A 23,380-nucleotide genomic window follows, 5' to 3' on the forward strand; every position below is an offset into this window, starting at 1 on the left:
TCCCGCGCACCGATGACGAGCGTGAGTCTATCGAGACACCGAAGTCCCAGGAGCGGTTTCGGTCTCGATCCGATACAGCTCGGAAGCATTGCGGCGCAGCACCGCGTCGGCGAGCTCGTCGCCGAGGACGTCCTCGACGAGGGTGATGTCGCTGTCCCGGAACGGTCGCGGTGCCCGTGTCGACGGCAGGTCGGTGCCGAACACGAGTGCACCGGGATTCACGTCGGAAACGGCGCGCAGCGTGTCGGCCACGGGCAGGTCGACGCGTCCGAACCCCGTGGCCTTCACGTGGATACCGCCCTCCACCAGCCGCAACAGAGACGGCAGACCCTCCTGCGACAGGCCCAGGTGGTCGACGGAGACAGCGGGTAGTCCGGAGATCGTCGTGTGCAGTTCGGCCAGATCGCGCGAATCGATGTACAACTCGGCGTGCCAGCCGACGAGATCGTGGACCCGCCGGGCGAGGCGGTCGAGGTCGGACAGCGTCGCCGATCCGCCACGTCTGACGTTGAACCGCACGGCGCGCACTCCCGCCGCGTCGAGTCGCACGATCTCGTCGTCCGAGGCGGTGGCCGGAAGTTGTACGACGCCGACGAAAGTGGGCCCGAGCCGGTCGAGCGCGTCGAGGAGATAACTGTGGTCGAAGGCCTGGAACGAGCCCGACACCACCGCGCCGCCGGTGACACCCAAATGTGCGACCCGCGCGAGATAGTCGTCGACGGTGAACGGTTCGGGCAGATAGCCGTCGTTCTCGACGAGAGGGAAACGCGGATCGATGATGTGCAGGTGGGCGTCGAACATCTCCCCACGATAGGAAGCCCGGTCCGGTCGGGACAGGGTTCGGCTCGACGGGAGTTCACTCGCCGCGGCGATGCGCGGTATGGCGGCGGAGGAGCGACTCGGCCAGTCCCGCCACGAGGTCCCGTGCCTCGGGTGGCCCGACGATCTCGATGTGCTCGCCGAACTGCAGCAGTTGCCGCACACCGTCGATCGAGTCGTAGGCCACCGTGATCCGCGAGACGTCCGGTCGCGGCCCCGCGCTGCTCCCGCGCAGGCGGGCACCGAGGATGCGCCGGGCGAGGTCGAGGCGGTTCGTCGCGAGATCGGCGGTGACGACGACGTCCTCGCGTCGTTCGAGCGCGTCGCCGAGTTCGCGTGCCAGGGCGGGCAGGGTCCGGCCGGGGGACAGGTGTCGAGGCCGGTCGAGCACTGTCCACGCACTCAGGCGGGTCAGCGCGAACAGTCGTGGTCGTCCCTGATCGTCGGCCACGAGATACCAACGGCCCGCGCGGGAGAGCACACCGTAGGGATCGACGACGATCTCGCGTTCGTCGCGGTGCCCGCTCGAGCGGTACGTGATGGCGAGTTGCCGGCCGCGCCGCAGGTCACGAGTGAGCGCCGCTACGTCGGCCCGGTCCTCGGTGGCGAACCATCCCCGGTTGTCGACGGTGACCACCTCGGTCAGCGGCAGCAGGTCGTTCTCGCGTGCGGTGGAGGGCGTGCGCCGGGCGCGTGCGGTGAGCTTGTGGACGGCGTCCCGCGCGGCGGCGTCGACACCGAGTTGCCGGGCCCGGCCCATGTCGACCCCCAGGGCGCGCAGGACGTCCACCTCGGACGCGTTGAGCCGGTTCAGGTCGGTCTGCCGGCCGGGGAGCATCACGATGCCGCCGTACCTGCCGCGTTCGGCGACCACCGGAAGATCCGAGGCAGCAAGCGTTTCCACATCGCGCAGCACGGTGCGCTCGGAGACGCCGAATTCCTCCGCGAGTTCGGCGGCCGTGACCCGTCTGCGGGCCTGCAGGACGACCAGCATGCTCAGCAACCGCTGCGGCCGGTTCATCGACTGTCCGATCTCCTTCCGAAAACACGACAGGAACTGTCGGGTTTCGGTGTCACGGTAGTCCTCGAAGCCTTCACCGCCTACCGGAAGGAGATGTCGATGACCGTGTCGTCGCCCAATCTGTTCCTGATCTACGTGACCGACGTCGACCGCGCGACCCGCTTCTACAGCGAGCTGTTCGGCATGATCCCGCAACTGGCGACCCCGCGCTACGTGTCCTTCGAAGTGACGCCGGGAGTGCTGTTCGCACTGTGGTCGGGTCACGCGGAGACGATGGATGCGAACGCGCCGCGGTTCTCGGAGGTGGGCCTGATGGTGCCGGGATCGGCCGCCGCAGTCGATGCGATCCACGACGAGTGGGTAGGAAAGGGGGCGACGGTCGTGGAGGCGCCGCACGACGAGGTGTTCGGGCGGACGTTCGTGGTGTCGGACCCGGACGGGAACCTCATCCGTGTCTCCCCGCTGGACTGAGTCCCCGTTCGGCCGACCGGTCTACGACGCCTCGCGCATCGTGAGCCCGCCGAGTTCGACCGTGTACGTCCGCGACGCCTCGTCCCACCACACGGAGTAGGTGGTGGGGTAGAGGCCTCCGCGCTGGTACGCCTCGGGCAGGCGGAGTTCCTCGTGGTGCGCGGGCCGCGTCGCGAGCCACTCGCGGCTCAGCATGGGTTCGATGAACGCCTGCCGTCCGTCCCACGTGCCGTAGAGCACGGTCTCGGTGAGGTGGTGTCCCGCCGCCGGATCGTGCTCCGCCTCGGTGGTGTCCACCCAGTGCAGTCCCATGCCCGCGACGGTCGACGTCAGCGGATCCCCGGACGGTGCGTACCCCTCCGGTATGTAACGCGGGTCGGGCACGCGGGCCGCGGCCGGGATGTAGCCGGGGGCGAAGGGATGGATCGACTCCACCGTGGGCCGATCCAGGAGATAGAAGTGGACGTCGAAGTGCGGGACGTCGAAGCCGTGCTGGGGATCGTGGCCGTGCGAGTTCCAGTCGACCGTGACGTGGTCGAACGCGGTGGCGGCCGCCTCCTCGGGCAACTCGAGCACGTAGGCCTCGGTGACCGGCATCAGGGCACTGGGTAGGTCGTCGAGGGCGGCCGCATCGAGTCGCACCCCGATGGTGGCCGGCGTGCCCTCCTCGTCGACGGTGACGTACGTGCGGGCGTTGCCCGCCCCGACGGGATGAGCGGGTCCTTCGACGAGGCCCGAGACGCCCCCGGCGACCGCGGGGGCGGGAGGGACGAACAATCCGAGGACCGCCGCCGAGACGATCACGGCGAGATGTCGGGCACGAGGCCGAATGTTCATGTGGGGTCCTCGATTTCCGTCGTCGTCGAGCGGCATCGTTGTGGATGCTAACTGTCGCGCGGACGGTGGATGGCCGACTAGATCGAACCGTGATGCGTGGGCGGGAAGATGCCCGTGATGTTCGAGGAAGTGGGTCCGCCAGTGCTCCCGGATGCGGCGGAACCCGATCTGTGCCCCCGGCAGGATTCGAACCTGCGACACCCGCTTTAGGAGAGCGGTGCTCTATCCCCTGAGCTACGGAGGCGTCCGGCCGGGCGGAGCCGACCTTGGCGCGTTGTGAGTGTAGCCGCCGGGCACGTGCCGTAACCAAGCGCCCGCTCTCGAGACTCTCGAGGCGATGCGTACGACCTGCAGGTTCCCGCCGATTGAGATCAAGGAAAGGTAACACTGGCCTTTCCCTATACCGTTTTGTTACCTTGGGTCGCCAGGAGCGGCCGGGGGATACCCGGTCGAAGTCGGGACGAAACAAGGGACACACTGTGGGACGCCATCAGCGCACACGCGAAGACGCAGCATTCGACCTCGAGACGATTCGCGTGCCGTCCCCCGGCAAGGGCCGTCACCGCGTCGAGCCCACCGGTACGTCCGCTCCGGTCAAGGCCGCCACCGTCGCCGCTGCCACGGGTGCCTTCTTCGCCGTCGGCTCGCAGATCGGCGCCGGCACCGCTGCCGCGCATCCCGGCCACGACCACGTCCAGGCCGAGGCTCCCACGCCCAGCCTGCCCTTCGAGCTTCCCGCGGGCCTGCTGCCCGAGGGTGTCGAGATCCCGGCCATCCCCGGCATCACCACCCCGGCCGAGCAGGGCGCGCCCGAGCTTCCGGCCGAGGTCACCGGCTTCCTCGATCAGTTCTCGGGTCCCAACTGGCTCGATCAGCTCAACCCGGCTTCTCCCTCCGCCGTCCAGCCCGTCTCCGGCACCCTCACCTCCGACTGGGGTCCGCGCTGGGGCGCCCACCACGGCGGCATCGATATCGCAGCCCCGATCGGAACGCCCATCAAGTCCGCGGCCAACGGCACGGTCCTCGACGCCGGACCGGCTTCCGGCTTCGGCCAGTGGGTCCGCGTCCTCAACGACGACGGCACCACCGCCGTCTACGGTCACGTGAGCACCTACCAGGTCTCGGCCGGTCAGCGTGTCAACGCCGGCCAGCAGATCGCCACCGTCGGCAACGAGGGCTGGTCCACCGGACCGCACCTGCACTTCGAGGTGTGGGACACCGACGGCACCAAGATCAATCCCAACGCGTGGCTGAGCGATCGCGGCGTCGTCACCGACTGGGGCGGCTACCGCGCCGTCTGATCCCACCCGCAGTATTCGATCCCACCCCACGGCACGCCGTCTGATCCCACCCCCGGCGTGAGCGCGCGCTAGGCTTGGCTCGACAGACCGCGCGCCGACCCGGGGGTTCCATTGGGAGCTGAGATATCCGCTCGTTCGTTCACCGGGGAAGACCGGCGGATGTTCCGGAGCAAGGTTCGCGACTGCATGAAGGCTCTCGAGCGGATGCTTCGAGAGGACGTCTTCGTCGACGTGCACTCGTCACCCGAACCACATCTCGGCATGGAGATCGAGTTCAATCTCGTCCGCGACGACATGTCGCCCGCGATGTCGAACCTCGAGGTGCTCCAGGCGATCGACGATCACGCGGTCTTCCAGACCGAACTCGGCCAGTTCAACGTCGAGATGAACGTCGAGCCGCGACGTCTCACCGGCGACGAACCCTTCGAACTCGAAGAGTCGCTGCGGTCGTCACTGCGGCGCGCCGACGAGCGGATGCACCTGCACGACGCGCAGCTGGTCATGATCGGCATGCTGCCCACACTCGAACTCGACGATCTCGAACGGGGCCGGATCACCGCCAATCCCCGCTACGAAGCGCTCAACGAGCAGATCTTCGCGGCGCGCGGCGAGGACATCGAACTCGATCTCGACGGTGTTCCGCTTCCTGGCAGGGATGCCGTGGAAACCCTTCGGGCAGATATGAATTCGGTGGTCCCCGAGGCGGCTTGCACGTCCCTGCAGCTGCATCTGCGGATCGCTCCCGAGGATTTCGCGACGCATTGGAACGCCGCCCAGTGCCTGGCCGGAGCGCAGGTCGCGCTCGCGGCGAACTCGCCCTTCCTCGCCGGCAAGGCGCTGTGGCACGAGAGCCGGATCCCGTTGTTCGCGCAGGCAACCGACACGCGTCCGCTCGAACTGCGGAACCAGGGTGTCCGTCCCCGCGTATGGTTCGGTGAGCGGTGGATCGACTCCGTCCTCGACCTGTTCGAGGAGAACTCCCGCTACTTCACGGCTCTCCTGCCGGAGGTCTCGGACGTCGATCCGATGGCCGAACTCGACGCCGGCCGGATTCCCGAACTGCGCGAACTGCAGATGCACAACGGCACCATCTACCGGTGGAACCGGCCCGTCTACGACATCAGCGACGGCCATCCGCACCTGCGCGTCGAGAACCGTGTGCTCCCTGCAGGACCGACCGTCCTCGACACCATGGCCAACGCCGCCTTCTACTACGGGACGCTGCGCGCCCTCACCGACGCCGACGAGCCGCTCTGGCGCGACCTCAGCTTCGACGCCGCCGAGCGGAACCTCGTGCTCGGTGCGAAGTTCGGTCTCGACGCGAAGCTGTACTGGCCGCGCACCGGATGGGTCGGCGCCGACGAACTCGTGCTGCGGTGCCTGTTGCCGCTCGCGCACGAGGGCCTCGAGGCATACGGACTGTCGGCGGCGGTCCGCGACCGCTATCTCGGCATCGTCGAGGGGCGTGCACTGACCCGGCAGACCGGGGCGGCGTGGCAACGACGGCAGGTGGCCCGGCGCGAGGCTGCCGGCGAGAACCGTCGCACCGCCCTGCTCGGGATGATGAGGGACTACGTGCAGAACATGACCTTGGGCACTCCCGTCCACGAGTGGGAGTGACGGCCCTACAGTTGCAGGGTCCGCGTCACGGCCACCGTCGGCTGGACGACGACGCGATCCGCGGGTGGCTCGAAGCCGGGTACTTCGCCGAGATCGTCACCGAGATCGGCGACGCGGACGCCGAGGCGGCTCTTGAGCATGCTCAACGTCAGCTCGACCTCGATCCCGTCGGGGCCGGGAGCCCAGAACAGGAAACCGAAGTCGTCGGACGGTTCGGCGCGGAAGCCGTCCACCGTCGCGCCGTGGACGTGGGCGGTGGTGTTGTCGATCCACAACCCGACGGCCTGGGCGTTCCTCGGTGAGCTCAACCGCAGTCGTATCTTCCGGGCGCTTCCGCCGGTCGTGTCCTCGAGGATCTCGACCTCGGGCGCCTCGAGGTCGGCAACCGGAGCGGGCCCGTGGTACATCGGACGGTGCTCCCGCCACGGGAAGGCGGTGGGGAGCGATTCGGGACCGGTGGTGAGCAGCCCTTCGCTCCAGTCGGATCTCGGGCCGTCCGGCGATCCCCACACCGCGGCACCCCGATCGGCGTCGAGCGAGTACCAGAGGTATTCCTGCCGGGGATCGGTCGCCCCGTCCCGGTTGAGGTAGCCGGCGAGCAGCGTGCCCACCAGGGCGATCGCGATCGTGCCCGTCGCGGAGACGGCGAGCCCACGGGTGGTCGACGCGAACGGCTCGCACAACGGGAGCACCGCGGCGAACGTGAAGGCGACGAACAGACCGGCCACCGGCGCCCCGTAGAGGAGTCCCGCGTCGAACGACACCAGCACGGCGGGCAGGCCGAAGATCAGCGAGCCGAGTGCGCCGAGGGCGATCGTGACGAGCGGCCACACCGTGTCGCGCTGCGGGAGGAGCAGCGCCACCAGCAGACCCAGCGCTGCCGGCAGAGTGAGCACGAGCAGAGTCAGCGGCACACCGGCGAAGGGGATACCGGCGAGAGCGAGCACTGCGACGAGCGTGAACGCTCCGCACGTGAGGGCGGCAGCCGGACGGCCGCGGCCCCACCACGATCGCGCGACCAGCAGTACGCCGAGGGCCGCGGCGACCGCCGCGAATTGGAAGACACCCGGCCGGTAGGGCTCGTCGGCGACCGGGGCGGCCATGCCCGGATCGACGGTCTGCACGATCCACCACGGCAGCCACGCCGCGCCCGCCGCGAGGACGGCGGCGAGCAGGGACACGCCCACGGCAGCGCCGGACTGCCAGGCCGACGTCTCGCCGCGGCGCACCCGCAGCACGACGATCGCCGCCGCGATGCCGGCCAGCACGATCGCCCCGACGACCTCGGCCCACCTCGGCATGTGGAGGAGTCCCCAGGGCGCGGTCGTCACGACCTGGTCGCCGCCGTCGTCGACCGTGGTGAGATCGGATCCGGCGAGCGTGCGGGCGGTCGCGAGGGAGGTGTCGCCCATGTGCTGCAGCGACGTCCGGCTGAGACGGTCGGGGGTGTCGAGAGGGCTGTGGTAGTACGCCGATCCCGCGGAGATCGCGGTGTCGAGGGCGTGGTGGCCGTGCTCGGCGAAGCGGCGGAAATCGGTGTCGTTCGGCAGCGCCTCGAAGATCAGCTCGGTGAGGGAGTCGGCGTTCGCGCCCGGTGCCCCCGCGAGGCTGTCGATCAGGACGCCGTTCGGTGAGGTGATCCGGAAGGTCGTCGGCGTACCGGAGTTCCCGCGGGCCTCGTGGTTGAGTACGACGACCGGGCCTGCCCGGACGGACTCCGTGCCCACGAACCGGTGGGCGCCGAGCAGACCGTTCTCCTCACCGTCGGTGAGCAGGACGACGACGTCGTTCCGCGGGGGAGGACCGGACTCGATGGCACGAGCGACCTCGAGGACCGTGCCGACGCCGATCCCGTCGTCGCCCGCGCCGGGGGAGCCCCGGACCGTGTCGTAGTGCGCGGCGAGCACGACGGTGCCGGTGGGATCGGTACCGGCTCGGGTCGCCACGATGTTCTGCACGCGGGCGCCGCGCTGGGTCGCCTCACCGGACCGCGCCATCCATCCGACGCCCGAGTCGACGCGGGTGGACCACCCGAGTTCCTCGAGGACTGCGACGAGATGGTCGCGGGCATCGGCGTGGGCGGTCGATCCGAGCGGTCGTGGACCGGTGGCGATCGCGTCGATGTGTTCGCCGGCGCGGGCAGCGCTGAAGACGTCGGCGGGAGCATCGGTTCCGAGCGGCTCGTCGGACCCGGGGAACAGGGCGACGAGGCCCGCCACGAGAAGGACTCCGATCAGCGCGAGGACACTGTTGCCCAGTGCCTGAAATCGGCTACGCGGGGACGGGGCCGGGTCGCGAACAGCCGCGGCGGAGTCCATGGTTGCAGCCTAGCCGCGAATGCGGCGGTGCCCCGGCAGACTCGGCCGGGGCACCGCGATCGGATCGGGTCGGATCAGGAGGCAGGCGCCCAGCTGTCGGGTCCGAACACCTCGTAGTGGATGTTCTCGGCCGGGACGTTGCGCTCGATCAGAGCCTCTCGCAGCGAGAGCATGAACGGCAGGGGACCGCACAGGTAGGCCTGGGTCTTCGGATCGAGCGGCAGATCCGAGATGTCGGCCCGTCCGACGCGGACCGTCTCGAGCGGCCGGCGGTTGCCGAGGTCCTCGTACCAGCGGTACAGCTGGGCCGACGGGATCTTCTCGGCGAGGGTCTCGAGCTCGCGACGGTGGGCGTGGCTCGCGACCGACCGGTCGGCGTGCAGGACCGCGACGGGACGCTCGTCGCCGACGCCGGCGAGGTGATCGAGCATGCCGATCATCGGGGTGCATCCGATGCCGGCGGACGCCAACAGGATCGGGGTGTCGCCCTCGGTGAGCACGAGATCGCCGAAGGGAGTGGTGACCTCCAGCTCGTCGCCCTCGAAGAGGTTGTTGTACAGGAAGTTCGACACCTCACCGGCGGGAAGCACGGTGCCGTCGGCTGCGGTGGTCTCGAGGACCCGCTTGACGGTGATGCGCCAGTCACCCTTCGCGGGTGCGCTCGACAGGCTGTACTGACGGATCTGGCGGGCGCCGTCGGGGAGGTGAACGCCGACCGAGAGGTACTGGCCCGGACGGAAGGTGGGCAGCGGGGAGCCGTCGAGCGAGGTGAGCACGAACGAGACGGTGTCGGCGGACTGGTGGACGCGGTCGGCGACGCGGACGGTGCGCCAGACGTCGCCGGCCTCGACACCCGCGGCCCGGTACAGATCGGCCTCCATCGAGATGAGGGTATCGGCCATCAGCCAGTACAGCTCGTCCCATGCTTTCGCGACCTCGGGAGTCACTGCCTCGCCGAGGATTTCGACGATCGCCTCGAAGAGGTGCTTGTGGACGATCCAGTACTCGTCGGGCTTGATGCCGAGCGAGGCGTGCTTGTGGGCGACGCGGGACAGGATCGCCTCGACACGGGCGGGGTCGGGATCGAGCTGGAGCGTCGCGAAGGCCGCGATCGATCCGGCGAGTGCCTTCTGCTGCTCACCCTGCTTCTGGTTGCCGCGATTGAACAGATCGCGTTCGAGCTCGGGGTGGGCGGCGAACATCTTGCTGTAGAACAGCGAGGTGATGTCGCCGATAGCGGCTCCCACCGCCGGGAGGGTCGCGGCGATGACATCCTTGGATTCGGGTGAGAGCGGCATGGTGTGTCTCCTCGTGTGTGTCGTGACAGGCTGCACCGGCGGCCTCGCCGTGGGTCAGCGGCCGGTGGGTGGTTCGAGGGTGAGCAGGACCGGACCGGCGTCAGGGGTCGCCAGGTCGGCGATCGTGACGTCGTCGAGGGCGGCGTAGAAGGCGTCCTGTGCGGCGCGGAGCCTGGAGCGGAGGCCGCAACCGCCACGCATGGGGCACGGCTTCGCTCCTTCGCACTCGACGACCTCTTCTTCACCCTCGAGGGCTCGGGTGAGCCAACCGAGGCTCGCCGTGCGGCCGAGTTCGGTGATGGTCAGCCCTCCGCCGCGTCCGCGGCGGGTGGTGACCACTCCGAGCTCGCCGAGTCGGGCGACGACCTTCGTCGTATGTGCGTACGACAGATCGAGCTGGTCTGCAATCGTTCTGGTGCTGGGCATACTCTCCGCCGGGCCGGCGACGAGATGCATCACAACTCTCAGTCCTAGATCGGTGAACCGGGTGAGTTGCATGACCTCACGGTAGTAAATTCGCATCCCAAATGACAATTTGATGTGACGCAGATCTCTGTTGCCCGAATGCATTGCGATCAAAGGAATCTCGACAGGATGACCAAAGTCCGTATCCGGACGTAGCGGATCCGACTAGCCTCGGAGGCGTGAAACCACTCGGTGAAGCACCCCGCGACCACAACCACGTGACCGTCGGTGTGGACGGTTCCCCGGCCTCCGAGCGGGCGGTGAGATGGGCCGCGGCCACCGCGGCCGGCCGGAAGATCCCACTGCATCTCGTCCACGCGGTGGACTTCGCACCGTCGGGCTGGACGAAACTTCCCTTCTTCCGTCCCTCGCAGGTCTTCGAGTGGAGCGAAGCCGAGGCCCAGGCACTCCTGAAGGAGGCCGCGGAGACCGCCGAGGCGGTGGCGCCGGATCTCGAGATCACCGCCGAACTCGCCCTCACCGGAAGCGCCAAGTGGCTCGTCGAGCTGTCCCGCACGTCGCGGATGATCGTCCTCGGTGCCACCGGGAGCACCAAACTGGGGGAGGCGTTTCTCGGTTCCACCCCGGTCTCCGTCGCCGGTCATGCCGAATGTCCGGTCGTCGTGGTGCGGGGGCCGGAGGGATCCCTCCACGACGAGCGGCCCGTCGTCGTCGGCGTGGACGGCAGTCCCGCGAGCCGCCAGGCGGTCGACCTGGCGTTCGAGGAGGCGTCCTGGCGCGGGGTCGACCTCGTCGCCGTCCACGTCTGGAGCGACCTGAAGGTCGGGGAGATCGACGAATCACCCCTCGATTTCGATCCCCGCGCGTTCGAGGAGTACGAGCACTCCCTGCTGTCCGAGTGCCTCGCGGGCTACAGCGAACGCTATCCGGACGTGACGGTCCACCGAAAGGTCTACGTCGACGGCCCCCGCGCCCATCTGCAGTCCTGGAGCGGGAAAGCCCAGCTCGTCGTGGTCGGTACCCGAGGCAGGGGCGGCTTCAAGGGGATGGTGCTCGGCTCCACCGGAAATGCGCTCATGCGCGAGGCGCACTGCCCGGTGATGGTGGTGCGACCGGTCACCTCCTGACGGCGGTAGTGTTCGGGGCACGTGGACGAACGCGCCCCGAACGGGGTGTGCAGCAGGAACGAAGGTGGCGCATGCGCATCGGAATGGGACTGAACTACAGCGGAGGTTTCGCGGAGACCGCGGCGGAGGTGGCCGACCTGGAAAAGGCCGGCCTCGATATCGTGTTCGTGCCCGAGGCCTATTCGTTCGATGCGGTGAGCCAGCTCGGCTATCTGGCGGCGAAGACCTCCCGCGTCGAGCTCGCCTCCGGCATTCTCCAGTTGTTCACCCGGACGCCGACGCTCACCGCCATGACGGCCGCCGGCCTGGACTTCGTCTCCGACGGTCGCTTCGTGCTCGGTATCGGCGCGTCCGGCCCCCAGGTCATCGAGGGATTCCACGGTGTTCCCTACAACGCGCCGCTGGGCCGCACGCGCGAGATCGTCGACATCTGCCGACAGGTGTGGCGCCGCGAGAAGGTCGACCACCAGGGCAAGTACTACCAGATCCCGCTGCCCGCCGAGCGTGGCACCGGGCTCGGCAAGCCGCTGAAGATCATCAACAAGCCTGTGCGCGAGCGCATCCCGATCATCATCGCATCGCTCGGCCCGAAGAACGTCGAGATGACCGCCGAGATCGCCGAGGGCTGGCAGCCGCTGTTCTACTACCCGGAGAAGGCCGCCGAGGTGTGGGGCGAATCGATCGCCAAGGGCAAGGCCAAGCGCGATCCGGCGCTCGGCGACCTGCAGATCTACGCGCAGACCGCGCTGGCGATCGGCGACGATGTCGACCACATGCTCGACTGGGTCCGGCCCATGGTCGCGCTCTACGTCGGCGGCATGGGTGCCAAGGGCAAGAACTTCTACAACGACCTCGCGATCCGGTACGGCTACGCGAAGGAAGCCGAGACCATCCAGGAGCTCTACCTCGCCGGAAAGAAGGAGGAGGCGGCCGCGGCGGTGCCCGTCGATCTGCTCCGCTCGATCTCCCTGATCGGTTCGGAGGGCTTCGTGCGCGAGCGGGTCGCGGCCTTCGCGGAGGCCGGGGTCACCACCCTCAACGTCACCCCGTTCGCGGCCGACACCGCAGGTCGCGTGCGACTGATCGAACAGCTGCGGCAGATCTGCGGCTGACCCACCGAGAAAGGTTCCGCGTACGATGACCGAGAACAAGCCGATCGTCGTGGCCGTCGATGGATCCGACGCGTCCACGACCGCGGTGAACTGGGCGGCACGGACGGCTGGGATCCGCGGCCTGCCGCTGCGCATCGTCACCGTCGTGCACATCCCCGCCTTCTACTACTCCGAGCCCTACCTCGCGCAGAGCTTCCACGAGGAGATGAAGGCGACGGCCCGCGACCGGCTCGACAACGCGGCCGTGCTCGCCCGGCAGATCATCGACGAGAACCGTCACGGGAACGTCGAGGTCACCACCGAGCAGCTCGAAGGCAAGGTCGTTCCCACGCTCATCGCGCAGGCCGAGCACGCCGACCGGCTCGTCGTCGGATCGCGCGGCCTCGGTGAGGTGAAGGGCCTGCTCGCCGGTTCGGTCTCCACTGCGGTCGTCTCGCACGCGACGGCGCCCGTCGTCGTGGTGCGGGGTCGCACCCTCGACGGTGCGCCGCCGGCAAAGGGGCCCGTCGTGGTCGGTGTCGACGGATCGGTCTCGTGCCGCGACGCGGTGGAGGTCGCGTTCGAGGAGGCCTCCGCACGCGGCGCAACGCTTGTCGCGGTGAACGTATGGAGCGACGTCAGCGTCCAGCCCTCGCTCGGGGCCGTCCCCGAGGACCCGCACTGGAGCCGGATCCAGACCGGCGAGGAGATCGTGCTCGCCGAACGTCTCGCCGGTTACCAGGAGCGGTACCCGGACGTCACCGTCGAACGTGTCGTCGCCCGCGACCGGCCGGTGCGGGTGCTCAGCGAATATGCCGAGGCCGCACAGCTTCTCGTGGTCGGAACCCGCGGACGCGGCGGTTTCAAGGGGTTGCTGCTCGGCTCCACGAGCAACGCGCTCATCCAGACCGCGGACTGCCCGGTCCTCGTCGTCCGGTCGAAGGAGACCGAGGACTGATCCCGGACGAGGGAGCGAGCGGGGCGTCACCCGAAGTCGTCGACGCCCCGCTCGCGCAGTTCTCTCCACGCGTCGGCCGGATGCACGCCCCGGCTGATCGCGCCGTTCTCGATGAGCACCCCGAGCATCTGCGAGAGCACGAACGCGACATCCTCGACGCGCCTGCACTCGTAGCGGGCGGACAGCCACCCGGAGACGTTGCCGGCCTTGGCGGCCTGCGCCATGTCCAGGGCCGTGCGGAACAACTCGCGGGTCGGATCGTCGATCGGATCCTCGGTCGGTGCGCTCATCGTCACCTCGATCTCTCTTCTCGTCAGAAACCCACGCGCAGGATCACCAGCGGCACGACCGGCAGGTCGAGCATCTCGGCCAGGCGCGAGCCCGCGTCCTCGACGCGCAGGGGATGGGTCATGACCGACGCCGACAGTCGCGCGTCGATGGCCGCGAGCCAGCACCGCTCCACCGCCGCGCCGACCCGGACCAGATCCGCCGGCGAGGTGGACGCGGCGGAGAACAGGAGAACCGATTCGCGCGCGATCGCCGCAGCCAGCGCATCGACGTCGGGGATCCCCGTCGTGACCATGGCCTCGCCGGCCGCGCCGTGTTCGTCGAGGCTCGCGCTCCAGGTGGTGACCACCTCGGCGTTGCCGCGCGGCTGCCAGTGGGAGGTCCACGAGAACATCTCCCGCTGGTAGTGCGGGTGACGCCGGCGGGTCTCCGCCGCGTAGGCGAGCACCTGGGCCAGGGCGACGGCCTCGTCGGTGGCGAGCAGGCGCACGTCGACGTCGGGTACCGCCCCGGCCGCGGCGACGACGTCGGCGAGCGTCTCCGTCGGCACCGGGATGTCGGTGAACGATTCGCGGTGGCTGCGCCGGTGCGAGATGGCGGCGTACAACCGCAGGTCGCGGCTGCTCGGGGTACCCGAGCCGAGAGTCTCGATCCGGGCGATGAGCTCCGGACGTTGCGGATCGGGCAGCACGGAGGTGCGCGAGCGGTTGCCGAGGACCCGGATCGCGAGCTCGAGATTCGCGAGGGCCGTACCGCACGAGATCAACCGGTCGACGCGCAGCGGGTCCGGCCCCGGTTCCGCGAATTCGAGGCGTTCCTCCAGTTCGGCGCTGTGATCGGGCAGTCGCAGATTCCACGGTTGCGTGTCGTGCACCGAGGGTGCCTCCACCACCGCACGCGCAATGATCTCGGTGTCACCGAGCGACCAGGTTCCGGCATCGACAGTCACGACATCCTCCTCGTCGGCTCGTTCGTCCCACATGTCCACCTCTGCCTCTCCAGCGTCTCCCGAACGGTGCCCGCGAGGCAGGGGGAGAAGGTCCCCAGATGGGTGTCGAACGGCCCCGAGGACGTGGGTATCGCGGTACACCTGGGACAATGACGGAACAGCATGTCAACGAAAGGTGTCCGAGATGACCCGCGTGTTTCTCGTCGACGATCACGAGATCGTGCGGCGCGGCCTGGTGGATCTGCTGAGCAGCGTGCCCGACTTCACCGTCGTCGGTGAGGCCGCCTCGGTGGGGGAGGCCCTGGCCCGCGTGCCCGAGAGCGGCGCCGACGTCGCGGTGCTCGACGTGCGGCTTCCCGACGGCAACGGGGTCGAACTGTGCCGCGAGCTGCGTACCCGCATGCCGGGTCTGCGCGCCCTGATGCTCACCTCCTACGCCGACGACGAGGCACTCTTCGACGCGATCATGGCGGGTGCCTCGGGGTTCGTGCTCAAGCAGATCCTCGGCACCGACCTCGTCTCGGCGATCCGCACCGTCGGCGAGGGCGGCTCGCTGCTCGACAGCCGTGCCACCGCCGCCCTCATGGAGCGGATCCGGGCGTCGCGCACGGCCGATCCGCTTGCCGAGCTGTCGGAACAGGAACGCGCCGTCTTCGAACTCATCGGTGAGGGCCTGACCAACCGGGAGATCGCCGAGCGGCTGTTCCTTGCGGAGAAGACCGTGAAGAACTACGTCTCGCGGCTGCTGGCGAAGCTCGGCATGCAGCGCCGCACGCAGGCTGCGGTGCTCGCCACCGAGCTGCGCAACGAGCGCGGCAAGCCGACGTCCTGATCCGACGCGGGGGCGGGACCCGTTCCGTCAGAGCGGGACCGTCCACAGCACCCGGGTGCCGCGCGGGTGGGCCGGACCGATCTCGCACGACCCGCCGCACTGCACGGCGCGCCGCTCGAGGTTCGCCAGCCCGCTGCGGCGAGGCGTGTCGGGCAGACCCGTGCCGTCGTCGAGGATCTCGATCCGGAAGTCGTCCTGAACCGAGACCGACACCGAGATGTTGTCGGACTGGGAATGGCGCAGCGCGTTGCTCAGCCCCTCGCGGAGCACGGCCTCGGCGTGCGGGTGGATCCGCATCGGCACCAACGTGTCGATGGGGCCGACGAACTGCACGTTGGGTGCCACCGAGGAGTGGATGCTCAGGTCGCCCACGACATCCAGCAGTCTCCGGCGCAGACTGTTCGACGCCGCCGCGCCGGTGGTGTGCAGATCGAAGATGGTCGTGCGGATCTCGCGCACCGTCCGGTCGAGCTGCTCGATCGCGTGGCGGATCACCTCCACGACACGTTCGGTACCCACACCTTCCGCTGTCGCACTCTGCAGACTCATGCCGGTGGCGAACAGGCGCTGGATGACGTTGTCGTGCAGGTCCTGTGCGATACGGTCACGATCGGCCAGTACGTCGAGCAACCGCTTCTTGCGTTGCTGTTCGGCGAACTCGAGGGCCACGGCGGCGAGGTTCGCCATGGATTCGAAGCGGGCCACGTCCTCGTCGTCCCACGGTTCGGTACCGGCCTCGCGGGTCGCGACGAGCACGCCCGTGACGGTCGACGTCGCCGACAGTGGCAGCACCACCGCGTGGCCCTTGTCGCCCTGCTCCGTCGGCGGCAGTCCCTCGAGCGTATCGAGATGCATCGGCTGCCTGCTCTTGAGTGCTTTGAGCACAGGCGATCCGGTGAGATCGAAACGCTTGTCCTTCCCGCACGGGATCGCGGGGGACGCGGCCTGCAGGCGGCCCTGATGACCCTCGACGAGCACCACATAGGCACCCGCACATCGGGCGAGTTCGCGGACCTGACCGGTGAGCATCGACAGCGTCTCGTCCACCGACCCACCCATCAGCAACCGCGAGTTGATGGATGCCATTGCGGTGAGCCATCTCTCGCGGGCGAGGGAGCCCTCGAACAGGCGCGCGTTCTCGACGGCCACACCGGCGGACATCGCGAGTACCTTGAGGATCACCTCGTCCTCTTCGGTGAACTCGGGTGCCCCCAGCTTCTCGGTGAGATAGATGCTGCCGAAGACCTTGCCGCGCACCATGATCGGAGTTCCGAGGAAGCTCTTCATGGGCGGGTGGTTGGGCGGGAAGCCGATCGATGCGGGATGCTTCGACAGGTCGGCGAGGCGGACCGGCCGGGGATCGTTGATGAGCAGACCGAGGATGCCCCGGCCCTCGGGCAGATGGCCCATCACCTCGCGCTGCGTCGGGTTGATCCCGACGTACACGAACTCCGACAGACCACCGTCGGCGGCGCGCACGCCGAGCGCGCCGTAGCGGGCGTCGAGAAGGGCGGTCGCGGCGGTGACGATGCGCTGGAGCATGGAATCGAGTTCGAGACCCGATCCCACGACGAGCACCGCTTCGAGCAGGCCGCGCAGGGTCGTCGGGGCGTCGACGGAATCGTCGAGCCGGTCGCGGAGCTCGGCGAGCAGCGTGTCGATGGCGACGTCGGTGGGTTCGATCATGAGTTCTTCTCTTCCAGCAGGTGCAGCGCGGCGGACACGGCGGATTCCGAGGGATCCGTCTTCGCGCGGCTCAGGTCGTGTGCGGCCCCGGTGACCTCGACGAGGGTCGTGGCCGCGGGCAGAAGATCGAGTGCCTCCCGCAGTTCGTCGAAGGTACCGAAGGGGTCGCGGTCGCCGTGGACGAACACCGTGGGCACCGAGATCTTCGGCAGGTGCTCGGTGCGCAGCTTCTCCGGCTTGCCCGGCGGATGGAGGGGATAGGACAGCAGGACGAGGGCGTCGGCGATGCCGGGTTCGTCGGCCGCGAGCATCGACGTCTGCCGGCCGCCGTAGGAGACGCCGCCGAGCAGCAGGGGCCCGGACACGCGGTCGCGCAGCTCCGCGGCCGCGGCGGCCACACCCTCACGGTCCTCCGCGGCGCGGGACGGCTGCGGGGGTCCCTTGGGTTTGCGACGGCGGAACTGCAGGTCGTAACGAAGGGCGAGGAAGCCGGCGTCGGCGAACCGGGAGCACATCAGCTGCAGGATCCGCGCGTCGCAGTTGCCGCCGGCGCCGTGCGTCAACGCGACGGCACCCCGCGGGCTGCCCTCGGGAAGATGCAGGTGACCGGTCACGGTGCCGGTGTCCAGCGGTTCGACACTCACACCGATACGGTAACCGCCGCGTCGGCGACGTTTCCTGGGCCCTCCGTGCTCCGATGCAGGTCGCCTGTGCTCCGTGCCGCAGGTCGCCTGTGCTCCGTACCTCTACCGGCCGGCGGCCGCGCTGCGGGGGATCGGGCCGATGTCGGAGTGGCGACCGGGCACGAGCGCGGCGTGCCGCCCGCCCGGGCCGGGACCGCGGCGGGCGGCGAGCGCGTCGGCGACGGCACCGGTGACGAACCCGTAGACGCTCTTGTGGAGGACGTCGATCGCCAGTTCGGAACGGGGCCACGTCTGCGGCGGTGCTCCCACGCCGGTCGCATTCTCGAGGATCTGGTCGTTGGTCAGACGGACGACGGTGAACTTCGACGAGGCGAGCGGCCCCCGCAGGCCCACCTCGGCCATGACCGAACGCAGCACGCCGAGGGCGATGCCCTGCCCGAAATGCATCGCCCAGTTCAGGGCGGTCGAGTGCTGCCCGGCCGATTCGGAGGCGCCCGTCAACCGTGCGAGTACGCGGCCCGGCACGTGGGAGTTCGGTCGCCCGGTGACGGCCTGCTCGATCTTCTCCCCGACGGTCATGGCGGCCACGCCGGCCGCACCGGCGACCAGCCCTTCCCACAGTGCGTTTCTCAGCATGGTCGCTCGGGTACCCGCCGCGGGATCGGAACAACCCGCATTCCCGGACGGAGCACTTCGGGCGACACGGTGAAGGAGCGTCCTTCGGGCGGCACGGTGAGGGAGCGATGACCGGAGCGACACGACCCCGAGACACCCGCGGCGGAATCTCGGTGCGGCACTCCGCGATCAGCGGTGCCCTCCTCGGTGTGGCGCTCATGGCTGCGATCGACGAGATCGTCTTCCACCAGATTCTCGGCTGGCACCATTTCTACGACCGCTCCACACCCGCGGTCGGTCTCGCCTCCGACGGTCTGCTGCACACGGCCGAGTTGCTCGTTCTCGTAGCGGGATTCGCGTTGCTCGCCGACGTGCGTCGCAGGCACGCCCTGGCGGTACGGCACTTCTGGGCGGCGCTGCTCATGGGAGCGGGCGCGTTCCAGTTGTTCGACGGACTGGTGAACCACAAGGTGTTCCGCGTCCACCAGATCCGCTACGACGTCGACGTGTGGCCCTACGACCTGGCCTGGATCGCAGGGGCTCTCGTGTTCCTCGTCGCCGGTGCGATCCTGTGGTGGTCGGCGCGACGGAACGTGCGCACCACCGGGCTCTCGGACGGATAGGAGCCGTCGGTGCACGATCATCCGACGCACACGGGACCGGGAGCACTCGCCCTCGTCGTCCTGCTGGTGGCGGCTCTGGGGGTCGCGCTGTACCTCGGGGCGGCCGTGCGGCTGCGTCGCCGTGGCGACGCGTGGCCATGGTGGCGTGACGCGAGTGTCGCCGCGGGTGCCGGCGCCGTCGCTGCCACGGCGGTAGTTCCTCTGCCCGGTGGGCCGTTCACCGCGCACATGGCCGGGCATCTGCTCGTCGGCATGGTCGCGCCCCTGCTGATCGTGCTGGGCCGGCCGGTGACGCTGCTGCTGAGGACCGTCCCGGTGGGAGGCGCACGCGCGGGTCTGCTCACCGTGCTGCATTCGCGACCGGCCGCGCTGCTCACGGCGCCGGCGGTCGCGGCCGTGCTGGACATGGGTGGACTGTGGGTGCTCTACCGGACGCCGCTGTTCGCTGCGATGCACGACGACACGCTCGTCGCGGCCGTGGTCCACCTGCACGTCTTCGCCGCCGGGATGCTGTTCACCATCGCGATCTGCCGGCTCGATCCTCTCCGCCGCAGGTACGGTCTCCCGCATCTCGCGGTGGTGTTGCTCGTGGCCGGCGCGGTCCACGCGGTGCTGGCGAAGACGCTGTACGCGCAGTCACCTCCCGGCACGATGTTCGCCGCGTCCGATCTGCAGGCGGGTGCCCAGCTGATGTACTACGGCGGCGACGCGGTCGGTGTGGCCCTGGCCGTCGTGCTCGCCGTCCGCTGGTACGGCGAGATGGGGCGTGCCCGCGCGCGGGCGGTCACCGTCGGTCGCGCTCGACCGGCCGCATGAACCGGACCCACATGCGGTGCAGCATCGCGGCGAACACCACGACCCAGGCAGCCACCGCGACCCACAACTCGGCGGCGCCGATCGCGCCGACCAGCGGCAGATCGTCGGCGCGACCCAGATACATCCCCGCGACCGCGTACATGCCGAGCGGGAAGACGATCGACCACAGGGACGAGTCGTAGGTCAGCGGAACCCGGTGGACGCGGTGACGCCACCAGCCGGCCGCGACGAGCGGCGGCAGCAGCCACGTCGCGAAGGCCCAGATGACGACGGCGAGGCCCGCGATCAGGCCGCGGGTCGCGTCGACCATCGGTGCGTCGTCCATCTCGACGATCCGTGAGCCCGCCACGACGGTGATCGAGCACGCTCCCATCGACACCCAGTACGGGGCGGTCAGGTCGGCGGGACGCAACGGGTACTGCAGCATCCGCGCCGCGACGAAGATGCCCGCCGCCGCGTACAGGAACAGCCCCACACCCCAGGTGAACACCGCGACGGCGGCGAGGAGCCGGTCCAGTTCGCGGTAGACCGGTTGGAGCGTGGCCGCGGCGATGGCCACCGACTCGCTGGCGACCACCCAGATGAACCACGTTCCGTTCGCCTTCGCGAGGACGGGACGCTCCGCCGTGCCGAGCACGGCGGTCCACGGGACGACATATCCGAGCACCAGCCACGTCGCCGCCGCGCCCACGAGCAGTACGGCCGCGGTGGAATGCCGGCCGTCCATCATCAGGCGTACGCCGAGCACGTTGCTGCCGGCGACGAAGGTGAAGAAGCCGAACGCCCGTCCGGAATCGGCGAGATCGGCGCGGACTTCGTCGCGGAACGCGAAGAACCGCCACACCGACAGGGCCACCAGCGTCGCGTATCCGATCGCGGACACGATCAGCAGCACGGCCGATGCGAGGTGGAAACCGCGGAGGTGGAGTCCGGTGGAGACGATGCCGCCGGCCATGACGAAGGCGAAGTAACCCGGTGCGAGGGTGCGGACTTCTTCGCGGAGACGGGAACGGGCCTGCACGGCGCGCACGCTACTTCAGCAGGCGGGACATCCGCCGGTCGGCGAGGACCTTCCCTCCGGTCTGGCAGGTCGGGCAGTACTGGAACGAACGATCGGTGTAGGAGACCTCGCGGACGGTGTCGCCGCACACCGGGCACGGCTCACCGGTGCGTCCGTGCACGCGCAGCCCCGACCGTTTCTCGCCCTTGAGGCGCGCCGCGTCCTGCCCGACCGAGCGCGTGACGGCATCGGTGAGAACCGACCGCATCGCCCCGTACAGGGCCGTCACCTCGTCGTCGGTGAGCTTTCCGGCGGTCGCGAACGGCGACTGCTGAGCGACGTGCAGGATCTCGTCGGAGTAGGCGTTGCCGATGCCCGCGAGAACCTTCTGATCGGTGAGCAGCGTCTTGAGGCGCGAGGTGCTGTCGGTCAGGAGCTCGGCGAACTCGTCGCGGGTGAGGGCGAGCGCGTCGGGGCCGAGGCGGGCGATGCCGGGCACCTGCTGCGGATCGTCGACGACCCAGACCGCGAGGCGCTTCTTCGTGCCGGCCTCGGTGAGATCGAAGGCCGGTGTCGTCGCGTCGGGGGCGAACAGGTGCACGCGGAGGGCGAGCGGACCGCGACCGAGTTTCGGGGGAGTGTGCGACGGTTCGTCGAGCCAGCGCAACCAGCCGCCGCGGGACAGGTGCGTGATCAGGTGCAGCCCCGAGCAGTCGATCGCGAGGAACTTGCCGAAGCGCACCGCTCCGGTGATGTCGCGTCCCTGCAGCGCCGTGATCGGCGGGTCGGCCGTCTGCAGCACGCTCAGCGCCGCGACGTCGATGCGTCCGACGACGCTGCCGACCGCGTGCTCGCGCAGGAACACCGCAAGTGCTTCCACCTCGGGGAGCTCGGGCATGGGAACAGGCTACGGTCGCCGGGCCGTTCGCGGGTGGCGACGGACACCATCACGTCACCGATAGACTGCGCTCGTGACTGTGTCGACGCCCTACGAAGACCTGCTGCGCCTGATCCTCGAGACCGGCGCGGAGAAGGCCGACCGTACCGGAACCGGCACGCGGAGCCTGTTCGGCCACCAGATGCGCTTCGATCTGTCCGAGGGCTTCCCGCTGATCACCACGAAGAAGGTGCACCTGAAGTCCATCGTCTACGAGCTGCTGTGGTTCCTGCGCGGCGACTCCAATGTCAAGTGGCTGCAGGAGCACGGCGTGACGATCTGGGACGAGTGGGCCGCACCCGACGGCGATCTCGGCCCGGTCTACGGCGTGCAGTGGCGCTCGTGGCCGACCCCCGACGGGCAGCACATCGACCAGATCGGCCAGGTGATCGAGACCCTGCGCAACAATCCCGACTCGCGGCGCATCCTCGTCTCGGCGTGGAACGTGGCCGAGCTCGACAGGATGGCGCTCATGCCGTGCCACGCCTTCTTCCAGTTCTACGTGGCCGACGGCAAGCTCAGCTGCCAGCTCTACCAGCGCAGCGCCGACATGTTCCTCGGCGTGCCGTTCAACATCGCCAGCTACGCGCTGCTCACCCACATGGTCGCGCAGCAGACCGGACTCGAGCCGGGAGAGTTCATCTGGACCGGCGGCGACTGCCACATCTATTCGAACCACATCGAGCAGGTCACCGAGCAGCTCACCCGCGATCCGTATCCCTACCCGACGCTGAAGCTGCACCCGCGCGACTCGATCTTCGACTACCGCTACGAGGACGTCGAGGTCGTCGGTTACCGGCACCACCCGGCGATCAAGGCGCCGGTGGCCGTCTGATGGGGGATGTCACCCTCGTCTGGGCCCAGGCACGCGACGGTGTGATCGGCCGCGACAACACCATTCCGTGGCACATCCCCGAGGACATGGCGTTCTTCAAGGACGCCACGATGGGCAAGCCGGTGATCATGGGCCGCCTCACCTGGGACTCGCTCCCGGTGAGATTCCGGCCGCTGCCGGGACGCCGGAACATCGTCGTCACCCGCAACGTCGAGTGGTCGGCCGAGGGCGCCGAGACCGCGATGAGCCTCGAGGACGCGTTGACGCTCGCCGGTGAGGACGAGGTCGTCGTGATGGGCGGGGGCCAGATCTACGCGCAGGCGATGCCGTTCGCGACTCGGCTGCTCGTGACCGAGGTCGACCTCGACGTCGTAGGAGATGCGACCGCACCTCCGATCGGGCCCGAATGGGTGGAGGAACCCGGGGAATGGATGACGTCCACCAAGGGAATCAGGTTCCGCTGGATCCGGTACGCGCGAAGCTGAGTTCTCGCGGCGGCATCTGAGCGATACTGCGGTACATGGACAAGCTCTCGTTGACCGCCCTGGCACGGCAGCAGCTCAAACTCGCAGCGGCGTCCAGCAGCGGACGCAGCTCCCAGACGGTTTTCGGTGGGCATACCAAGCACCTGCGGCAGACCGTCGTCGCGTTGCTCGCCGGCCACGAACTCGGCGAGCACGACAGCCCCGGCGAGGCGACCCTGCAGGTGCTGTCGGGTCAGCTCCAGCTCGTCGCGGGCAACGACGTGTGGAAGGGTTCGGCGGGCGACATGATCATCATCCCGCCGGTCCGGCACAGCGTCAGCGCCATCGAGGACGTCGCCTTCCTGCTCACCGTCGCCAAATAGCGGTGCTCATTGCACGCACCG

Annotated in this window: 25 protein-coding genes and 1 tRNA gene; 12 read left to right on the forward strand and 14 right to left on the reverse strand. The window is 69.1% G+C overall.

All coding sequences use genetic code 11. The features are described from left to right. Positions 1-27 precede the first annotated feature (27 nt). Complete coding sequence (locus ACNJ7K_RS00690) at positions 28-801, reverse strand: amidohydrolase family protein (protein ID WP_229567348.1); 774 nt, start codon at positions 799-801, stop codon at positions 28-30. Positions 802-856: 55 nt separating this feature from the next. After that, a complete protein-coding gene (locus ACNJ7K_RS00695; RefSeq protein WP_487040992.1) occupies positions 857-1,840 on the reverse strand; it encodes a helix-turn-helix transcriptional regulator in 984 nt (327 codons plus the stop codon). A gap of 99 nt (positions 1,841-1,939) precedes the next feature. Between ACNJ7K_RS00695 and ACNJ7K_RS00700 the strand changes: the two genes are divergently transcribed. Continuing rightward, positions 1,940-2,311: a VOC family protein gene (locus tag ACNJ7K_RS00700; protein WP_487040993.1), complete on the forward strand. Its 372-nt coding sequence runs from the start codon at positions 1,940-1,942 to the stop codon at positions 2,309-2,311. A gap of 21 nt (positions 2,312-2,332) precedes the next feature. Here the strand turns inward: ACNJ7K_RS00700 and ACNJ7K_RS00705 are convergent, their stop codons facing one another. Further along, positions 2,333-3,148 (reverse strand): DUF5602 domain-containing protein, encoded by an 816-nt coding sequence (locus ACNJ7K_RS00705; protein ID WP_487040994.1) that lies wholly within the window; start codon positions 3,146-3,148, stop codon positions 2,333-2,335. Between the two features lie 171 nt (positions 3,149-3,319). Then, a tRNA-Arg gene (locus tag ACNJ7K_RS00710) sits at positions 3,320-3,392 on the reverse strand. 235 nt (positions 3,393-3,627) lie between these two features. Here ACNJ7K_RS00710 and ACNJ7K_RS00715 point away from each other — a divergent pair. Next, a complete protein-coding gene (locus ACNJ7K_RS00715) occupies positions 3,628-4,449 on the forward strand; it encodes a M23 family metallopeptidase (RefSeq protein WP_120281624.1) in 822 nt (273 codons plus the stop codon). A gap of 111 nt (positions 4,450-4,560) precedes the next feature. Further along, positions 4,561-6,069, forward strand: a complete 1,509-nt coding sequence (locus ACNJ7K_RS00720; RefSeq protein ID WP_159416515.1) for a glutamate-cysteine ligase family protein — start codon at positions 4,561-4,563, stop codon at positions 6,067-6,069. 5 nt (positions 6,070-6,074) lie between these two features. Here ACNJ7K_RS00720 and ACNJ7K_RS00725 read toward each other — a convergent pair whose 3' ends face one another. From ACNJ7K_RS00725 to ACNJ7K_RS00735, 3 genes are all read right to left on the reverse strand, one after another. Next, positions 6,075-8,387, reverse strand: a complete 2,313-nt coding sequence (locus tag ACNJ7K_RS00725; protein WP_487040995.1) for a M28 family peptidase — start codon at positions 8,385-8,387, stop codon at positions 6,075-6,077. 74 nt (positions 8,388-8,461) lie between these two features. Next, on the reverse strand, positions 8,462-9,685 hold the full coding sequence (locus ACNJ7K_RS00730; protein WP_487040996.1) for a globin domain-containing protein: 1,224 nt from the start codon (positions 9,683-9,685) through the stop codon (positions 8,462-8,464). A gap of 54 nt (positions 9,686-9,739) precedes the next feature. Beyond that, a complete protein-coding gene (locus tag ACNJ7K_RS00735; RefSeq protein WP_120281628.1) occupies positions 9,740-10,183 on the reverse strand; it encodes an Rrf2 family transcriptional regulator in 444 nt (147 codons plus the stop codon). A gap of 146 nt (positions 10,184-10,329) precedes the next feature. On the opposite strand from ACNJ7K_RS00735, the gene ACNJ7K_RS00740 reads away from it, so the two are divergent. The 3 genes from ACNJ7K_RS00740 (at position 10,330) to ACNJ7K_RS00750 (ending at position 13,287) form a co-directional block, all read left to right on the forward strand. Next, the gene (locus tag ACNJ7K_RS00740; protein WP_120281629.1) at positions 10,330-11,238 is read left to right on the forward strand and encodes a universal stress protein; all 909 of its coding nucleotides are present in this window, start codon (positions 10,330-10,332) and stop codon (positions 11,236-11,238) included. A 71-nt stretch (positions 11,239-11,309) separates the two neighbouring features. Beyond that, complete coding sequence (locus tag ACNJ7K_RS00745) at positions 11,310-12,350, forward strand: LLM class F420-dependent oxidoreductase (protein WP_120281630.1); 1,041 nt, start codon at positions 11,310-11,312, stop codon at positions 12,348-12,350. 25 nt (positions 12,351-12,375) lie between these two features. Then, positions 12,376-13,287, forward strand: a complete 912-nt coding sequence (locus ACNJ7K_RS00750; protein ID WP_120281631.1) for a universal stress protein — start codon at positions 12,376-12,378, stop codon at positions 13,285-13,287. 26 nt (positions 13,288-13,313) lie between these two features. Here the strand turns inward: ACNJ7K_RS00750 and ACNJ7K_RS00755 are convergent, their stop codons facing one another. Next, the gene (locus ACNJ7K_RS00755; protein ID WP_487040997.1) at positions 13,314-13,583 is read right to left on the reverse strand and encodes a hypothetical protein; all 270 of its coding nucleotides are present in this window, start codon (positions 13,581-13,583) and stop codon (positions 13,314-13,316) included. A 17-nt stretch (positions 13,584-13,600) separates the two neighbouring features. Next, positions 13,601-14,557: a nitroreductase family protein gene (locus ACNJ7K_RS00760; protein WP_487040998.1), complete on the reverse strand. Its 957-nt coding sequence runs from the start codon at positions 14,555-14,557 to the stop codon at positions 13,601-13,603. Positions 14,558-14,708: 151 nt separating this feature from the next. Here ACNJ7K_RS00760 and ACNJ7K_RS00765 point away from each other — a divergent pair, with 151 nt between their 5' ends. Next, complete coding sequence (locus tag ACNJ7K_RS00765; RefSeq protein ID WP_033096942.1) at positions 14,709-15,356, forward strand: response regulator transcription factor; 648 nt, start codon at positions 14,709-14,711, stop codon at positions 15,354-15,356. A gap of 27 nt (positions 15,357-15,383) precedes the next feature. Here the strand turns inward: ACNJ7K_RS00765 and ACNJ7K_RS00770 are convergent, their stop codons facing one another. The 3 genes from ACNJ7K_RS00770 to ACNJ7K_RS00780 all read right to left on the reverse strand — a co-directional run bounded on the left by ACNJ7K_RS00770 (position 15,384) and on the right by ACNJ7K_RS00780 (position 18,322). Beyond that, positions 15,384-17,042, reverse strand: a complete 1,659-nt coding sequence (locus tag ACNJ7K_RS00770; RefSeq protein WP_487040999.1) for a sensor histidine kinase — start codon at positions 17,040-17,042, stop codon at positions 15,384-15,386. Then, on the reverse strand, positions 17,039-17,686 hold the full coding sequence (locus ACNJ7K_RS00775) for an alpha/beta hydrolase family protein (protein WP_487041000.1): 648 nt from the start codon (positions 17,684-17,686) through the stop codon (positions 17,039-17,041). Before ACNJ7K_RS00775 ends, ACNJ7K_RS00770 begins: the two co-directional genes overlap by 4 nt. A gap of 102 nt (positions 17,687-17,788) precedes the next feature. Next, the gene (locus ACNJ7K_RS00780; protein ID WP_016692195.1) at positions 17,789-18,322 is read right to left on the reverse strand and encodes a hypothetical protein; all 534 of its coding nucleotides are present in this window, start codon (positions 18,320-18,322) and stop codon (positions 17,789-17,791) included. A gap of 107 nt (positions 18,323-18,429) precedes the next feature. On the opposite strand from ACNJ7K_RS00780, the gene ACNJ7K_RS00785 reads away from it, so the two are divergent. Both ACNJ7K_RS00785 and ACNJ7K_RS00790 read left to right on the forward strand, forming a co-directional pair. Next, on the forward strand, positions 18,430-18,924 hold the full coding sequence (locus tag ACNJ7K_RS00785; protein ID WP_487041001.1) for a DUF2243 domain-containing protein: 495 nt from the start codon (positions 18,430-18,432) through the stop codon (positions 18,922-18,924). Positions 18,925-18,933: 9 nt separating this feature from the next. Next, positions 18,934-19,740: a cytochrome c oxidase assembly protein gene (locus tag ACNJ7K_RS00790; RefSeq protein ID WP_487041002.1), complete on the forward strand. Its 807-nt coding sequence runs from the start codon at positions 18,934-18,936 to the stop codon at positions 19,738-19,740. Here ACNJ7K_RS00790 and ACNJ7K_RS00795 read toward each other — a convergent pair. Together ACNJ7K_RS00795 and ACNJ7K_RS00800 are read right to left on the reverse strand one after the other, a co-directional pair. Then, positions 19,709-20,770, reverse strand: coding sequence for a tellurite resistance/C4-dicarboxylate transporter family protein (locus ACNJ7K_RS00795; RefSeq protein WP_487041003.1), 1,062 nt, complete (start codon positions 20,768-20,770; stop codon positions 19,709-19,711). The two genes, ACNJ7K_RS00790 and ACNJ7K_RS00795, sit on opposite strands and share 32 nt — an antisense overlap. A gap of 1 nt (position 20,771) precedes the next feature. Further along, complete coding sequence (locus tag ACNJ7K_RS00800; RefSeq protein ID WP_487041004.1) at positions 20,772-21,638, reverse strand: Fpg/Nei family DNA glycosylase; 867 nt, start codon at positions 21,636-21,638, stop codon at positions 20,772-20,774. A gap of 73 nt (positions 21,639-21,711) precedes the next feature. Between ACNJ7K_RS00800 and ACNJ7K_RS00805 the strand changes: the two genes are divergently transcribed. The 3 genes from ACNJ7K_RS00805 to ACNJ7K_RS00815 are packed head-to-tail and all read left to right on the forward strand — an operon-like array spanning position 21,712 to position 23,359. Then, on the forward strand, positions 21,712-22,512 hold the full coding sequence (locus tag ACNJ7K_RS00805) for a thymidylate synthase (RefSeq protein WP_159416502.1): 801 nt from the start codon (positions 21,712-21,714) through the stop codon (positions 22,510-22,512). After that, the gene (locus tag ACNJ7K_RS00810; RefSeq protein ID WP_268655238.1) at positions 22,512-22,997 is read left to right on the forward strand and encodes a dihydrofolate reductase; all 486 of its coding nucleotides are present in this window, start codon (positions 22,512-22,514) and stop codon (positions 22,995-22,997) included. The genes ACNJ7K_RS00805 and ACNJ7K_RS00810 overlap by 1 nt, the downstream gene beginning before the upstream one ends. A 35-nt stretch (positions 22,998-23,032) precedes the next feature. Further along, positions 23,033-23,359, forward strand: a complete 327-nt coding sequence (locus ACNJ7K_RS00815; protein ID WP_059381704.1) for a cupin domain-containing protein — start codon at positions 23,033-23,035, stop codon at positions 23,357-23,359. Positions 23,360-23,380 lie beyond the last annotated feature (21 nt).

Source organism: Rhodococcus shunpengi, from assembly GCF_048381395.1.
Taxonomy (GTDB): domain Bacteria; phylum Actinomycetota; class Actinomycetes; order Mycobacteriales; family Mycobacteriaceae; genus Rhodococcus.

Coding starts and splice junctions, on each gene's coding strand:
- ACNJ7K_RS00770 (WP_487040999.1), bottom strand. CDS start 17,042: ATGATCGAACCCACCGACGTCGCCATCGACACGCTGCTCGCCGAGCTC.
- ACNJ7K_RS00745 (WP_120281630.1), top strand. CDS start 11,310: ATGCGCATCGGAATGGGACTGAACTACAGCGGAGGTTTCGCGGAGACC.
- ACNJ7K_RS00815 (WP_059381704.1), top strand. CDS start 23,033: ATGGACAAGCTCTCGTTGACCGCCCTGGCACGGCAGCAGCTCAAACTC.
- ACNJ7K_RS00760 (WP_487040998.1), bottom strand. CDS start 14,557: ATGTGGGACGAACGAGCCGACGAGGAGGATGTCGTGACTGTCGATGCC.
- ACNJ7K_RS00810 (WP_268655238.1), top strand. CDS start 22,512: ATGGGGGATGTCACCCTCGTCTGGGCCCAGGCACGCGACGGTGTGATC.
- ACNJ7K_RS00735 (WP_120281628.1), bottom strand. CDS start 10,183: ATGCAACTCACCCGGTTCACCGATCTAGGACTGAGAGTTGTGATGCAT.
- ACNJ7K_RS00695 (WP_487040992.1), bottom strand. CDS start 1,840: ATGAACCGGCCGCAGCGGTTGCTGAGCATGCTGGTCGTCCTGCAGGCC.
- ACNJ7K_RS00725 (WP_487040995.1), bottom strand. CDS start 8,387: ATGGACTCCGCCGCGGCTGTTCGCGACCCGGCCCCGTCCCCGCGTAGC.
- ACNJ7K_RS00780 (WP_016692195.1), bottom strand. CDS start 18,322: ATGCTGAGAAACGCACTGTGGGAAGGGCTGGTCGCCGGTGCGGCCGGC.
- ACNJ7K_RS00705 (WP_487040994.1), bottom strand. CDS start 3,148: ATGAACATTCGGCCTCGTGCCCGACATCTCGCCGTGATCGTCTCGGCG.
- ACNJ7K_RS00785 (WP_487041001.1), top strand. CDS start 18,430: ATGACCGGAGCGACACGACCCCGAGACACCCGCGGCGGAATCTCGGTG.
- ACNJ7K_RS00800 (WP_487041004.1), bottom strand. CDS start 21,638: ATGCCCGAGCTCCCCGAGGTGGAAGCACTTGCGGTGTTCCTGCGCGAG.
- ACNJ7K_RS00690 (WP_229567348.1), bottom strand. CDS start 801: ATGTTCGACGCCCACCTGCACATCATCGATCCGCGTTTCCCTCTCGTC.
- ACNJ7K_RS00765 (WP_033096942.1), top strand. CDS start 14,709: ATGACCCGCGTGTTTCTCGTCGACGATCACGAGATCGTGCGGCGCGGC.
- ACNJ7K_RS00730 (WP_487040996.1), bottom strand. CDS start 9,685: ATGCCGCTCTCACCCGAATCCAAGGATGTCATCGCCGCGACCCTCCCG.
- ACNJ7K_RS00700 (WP_487040993.1), top strand. CDS start 1,940: ATGACCGTGTCGTCGCCCAATCTGTTCCTGATCTACGTGACCGACGTC.
- ACNJ7K_RS00750 (WP_120281631.1), top strand. CDS start 12,376: ATGACCGAGAACAAGCCGATCGTCGTGGCCGTCGATGGATCCGACGCG.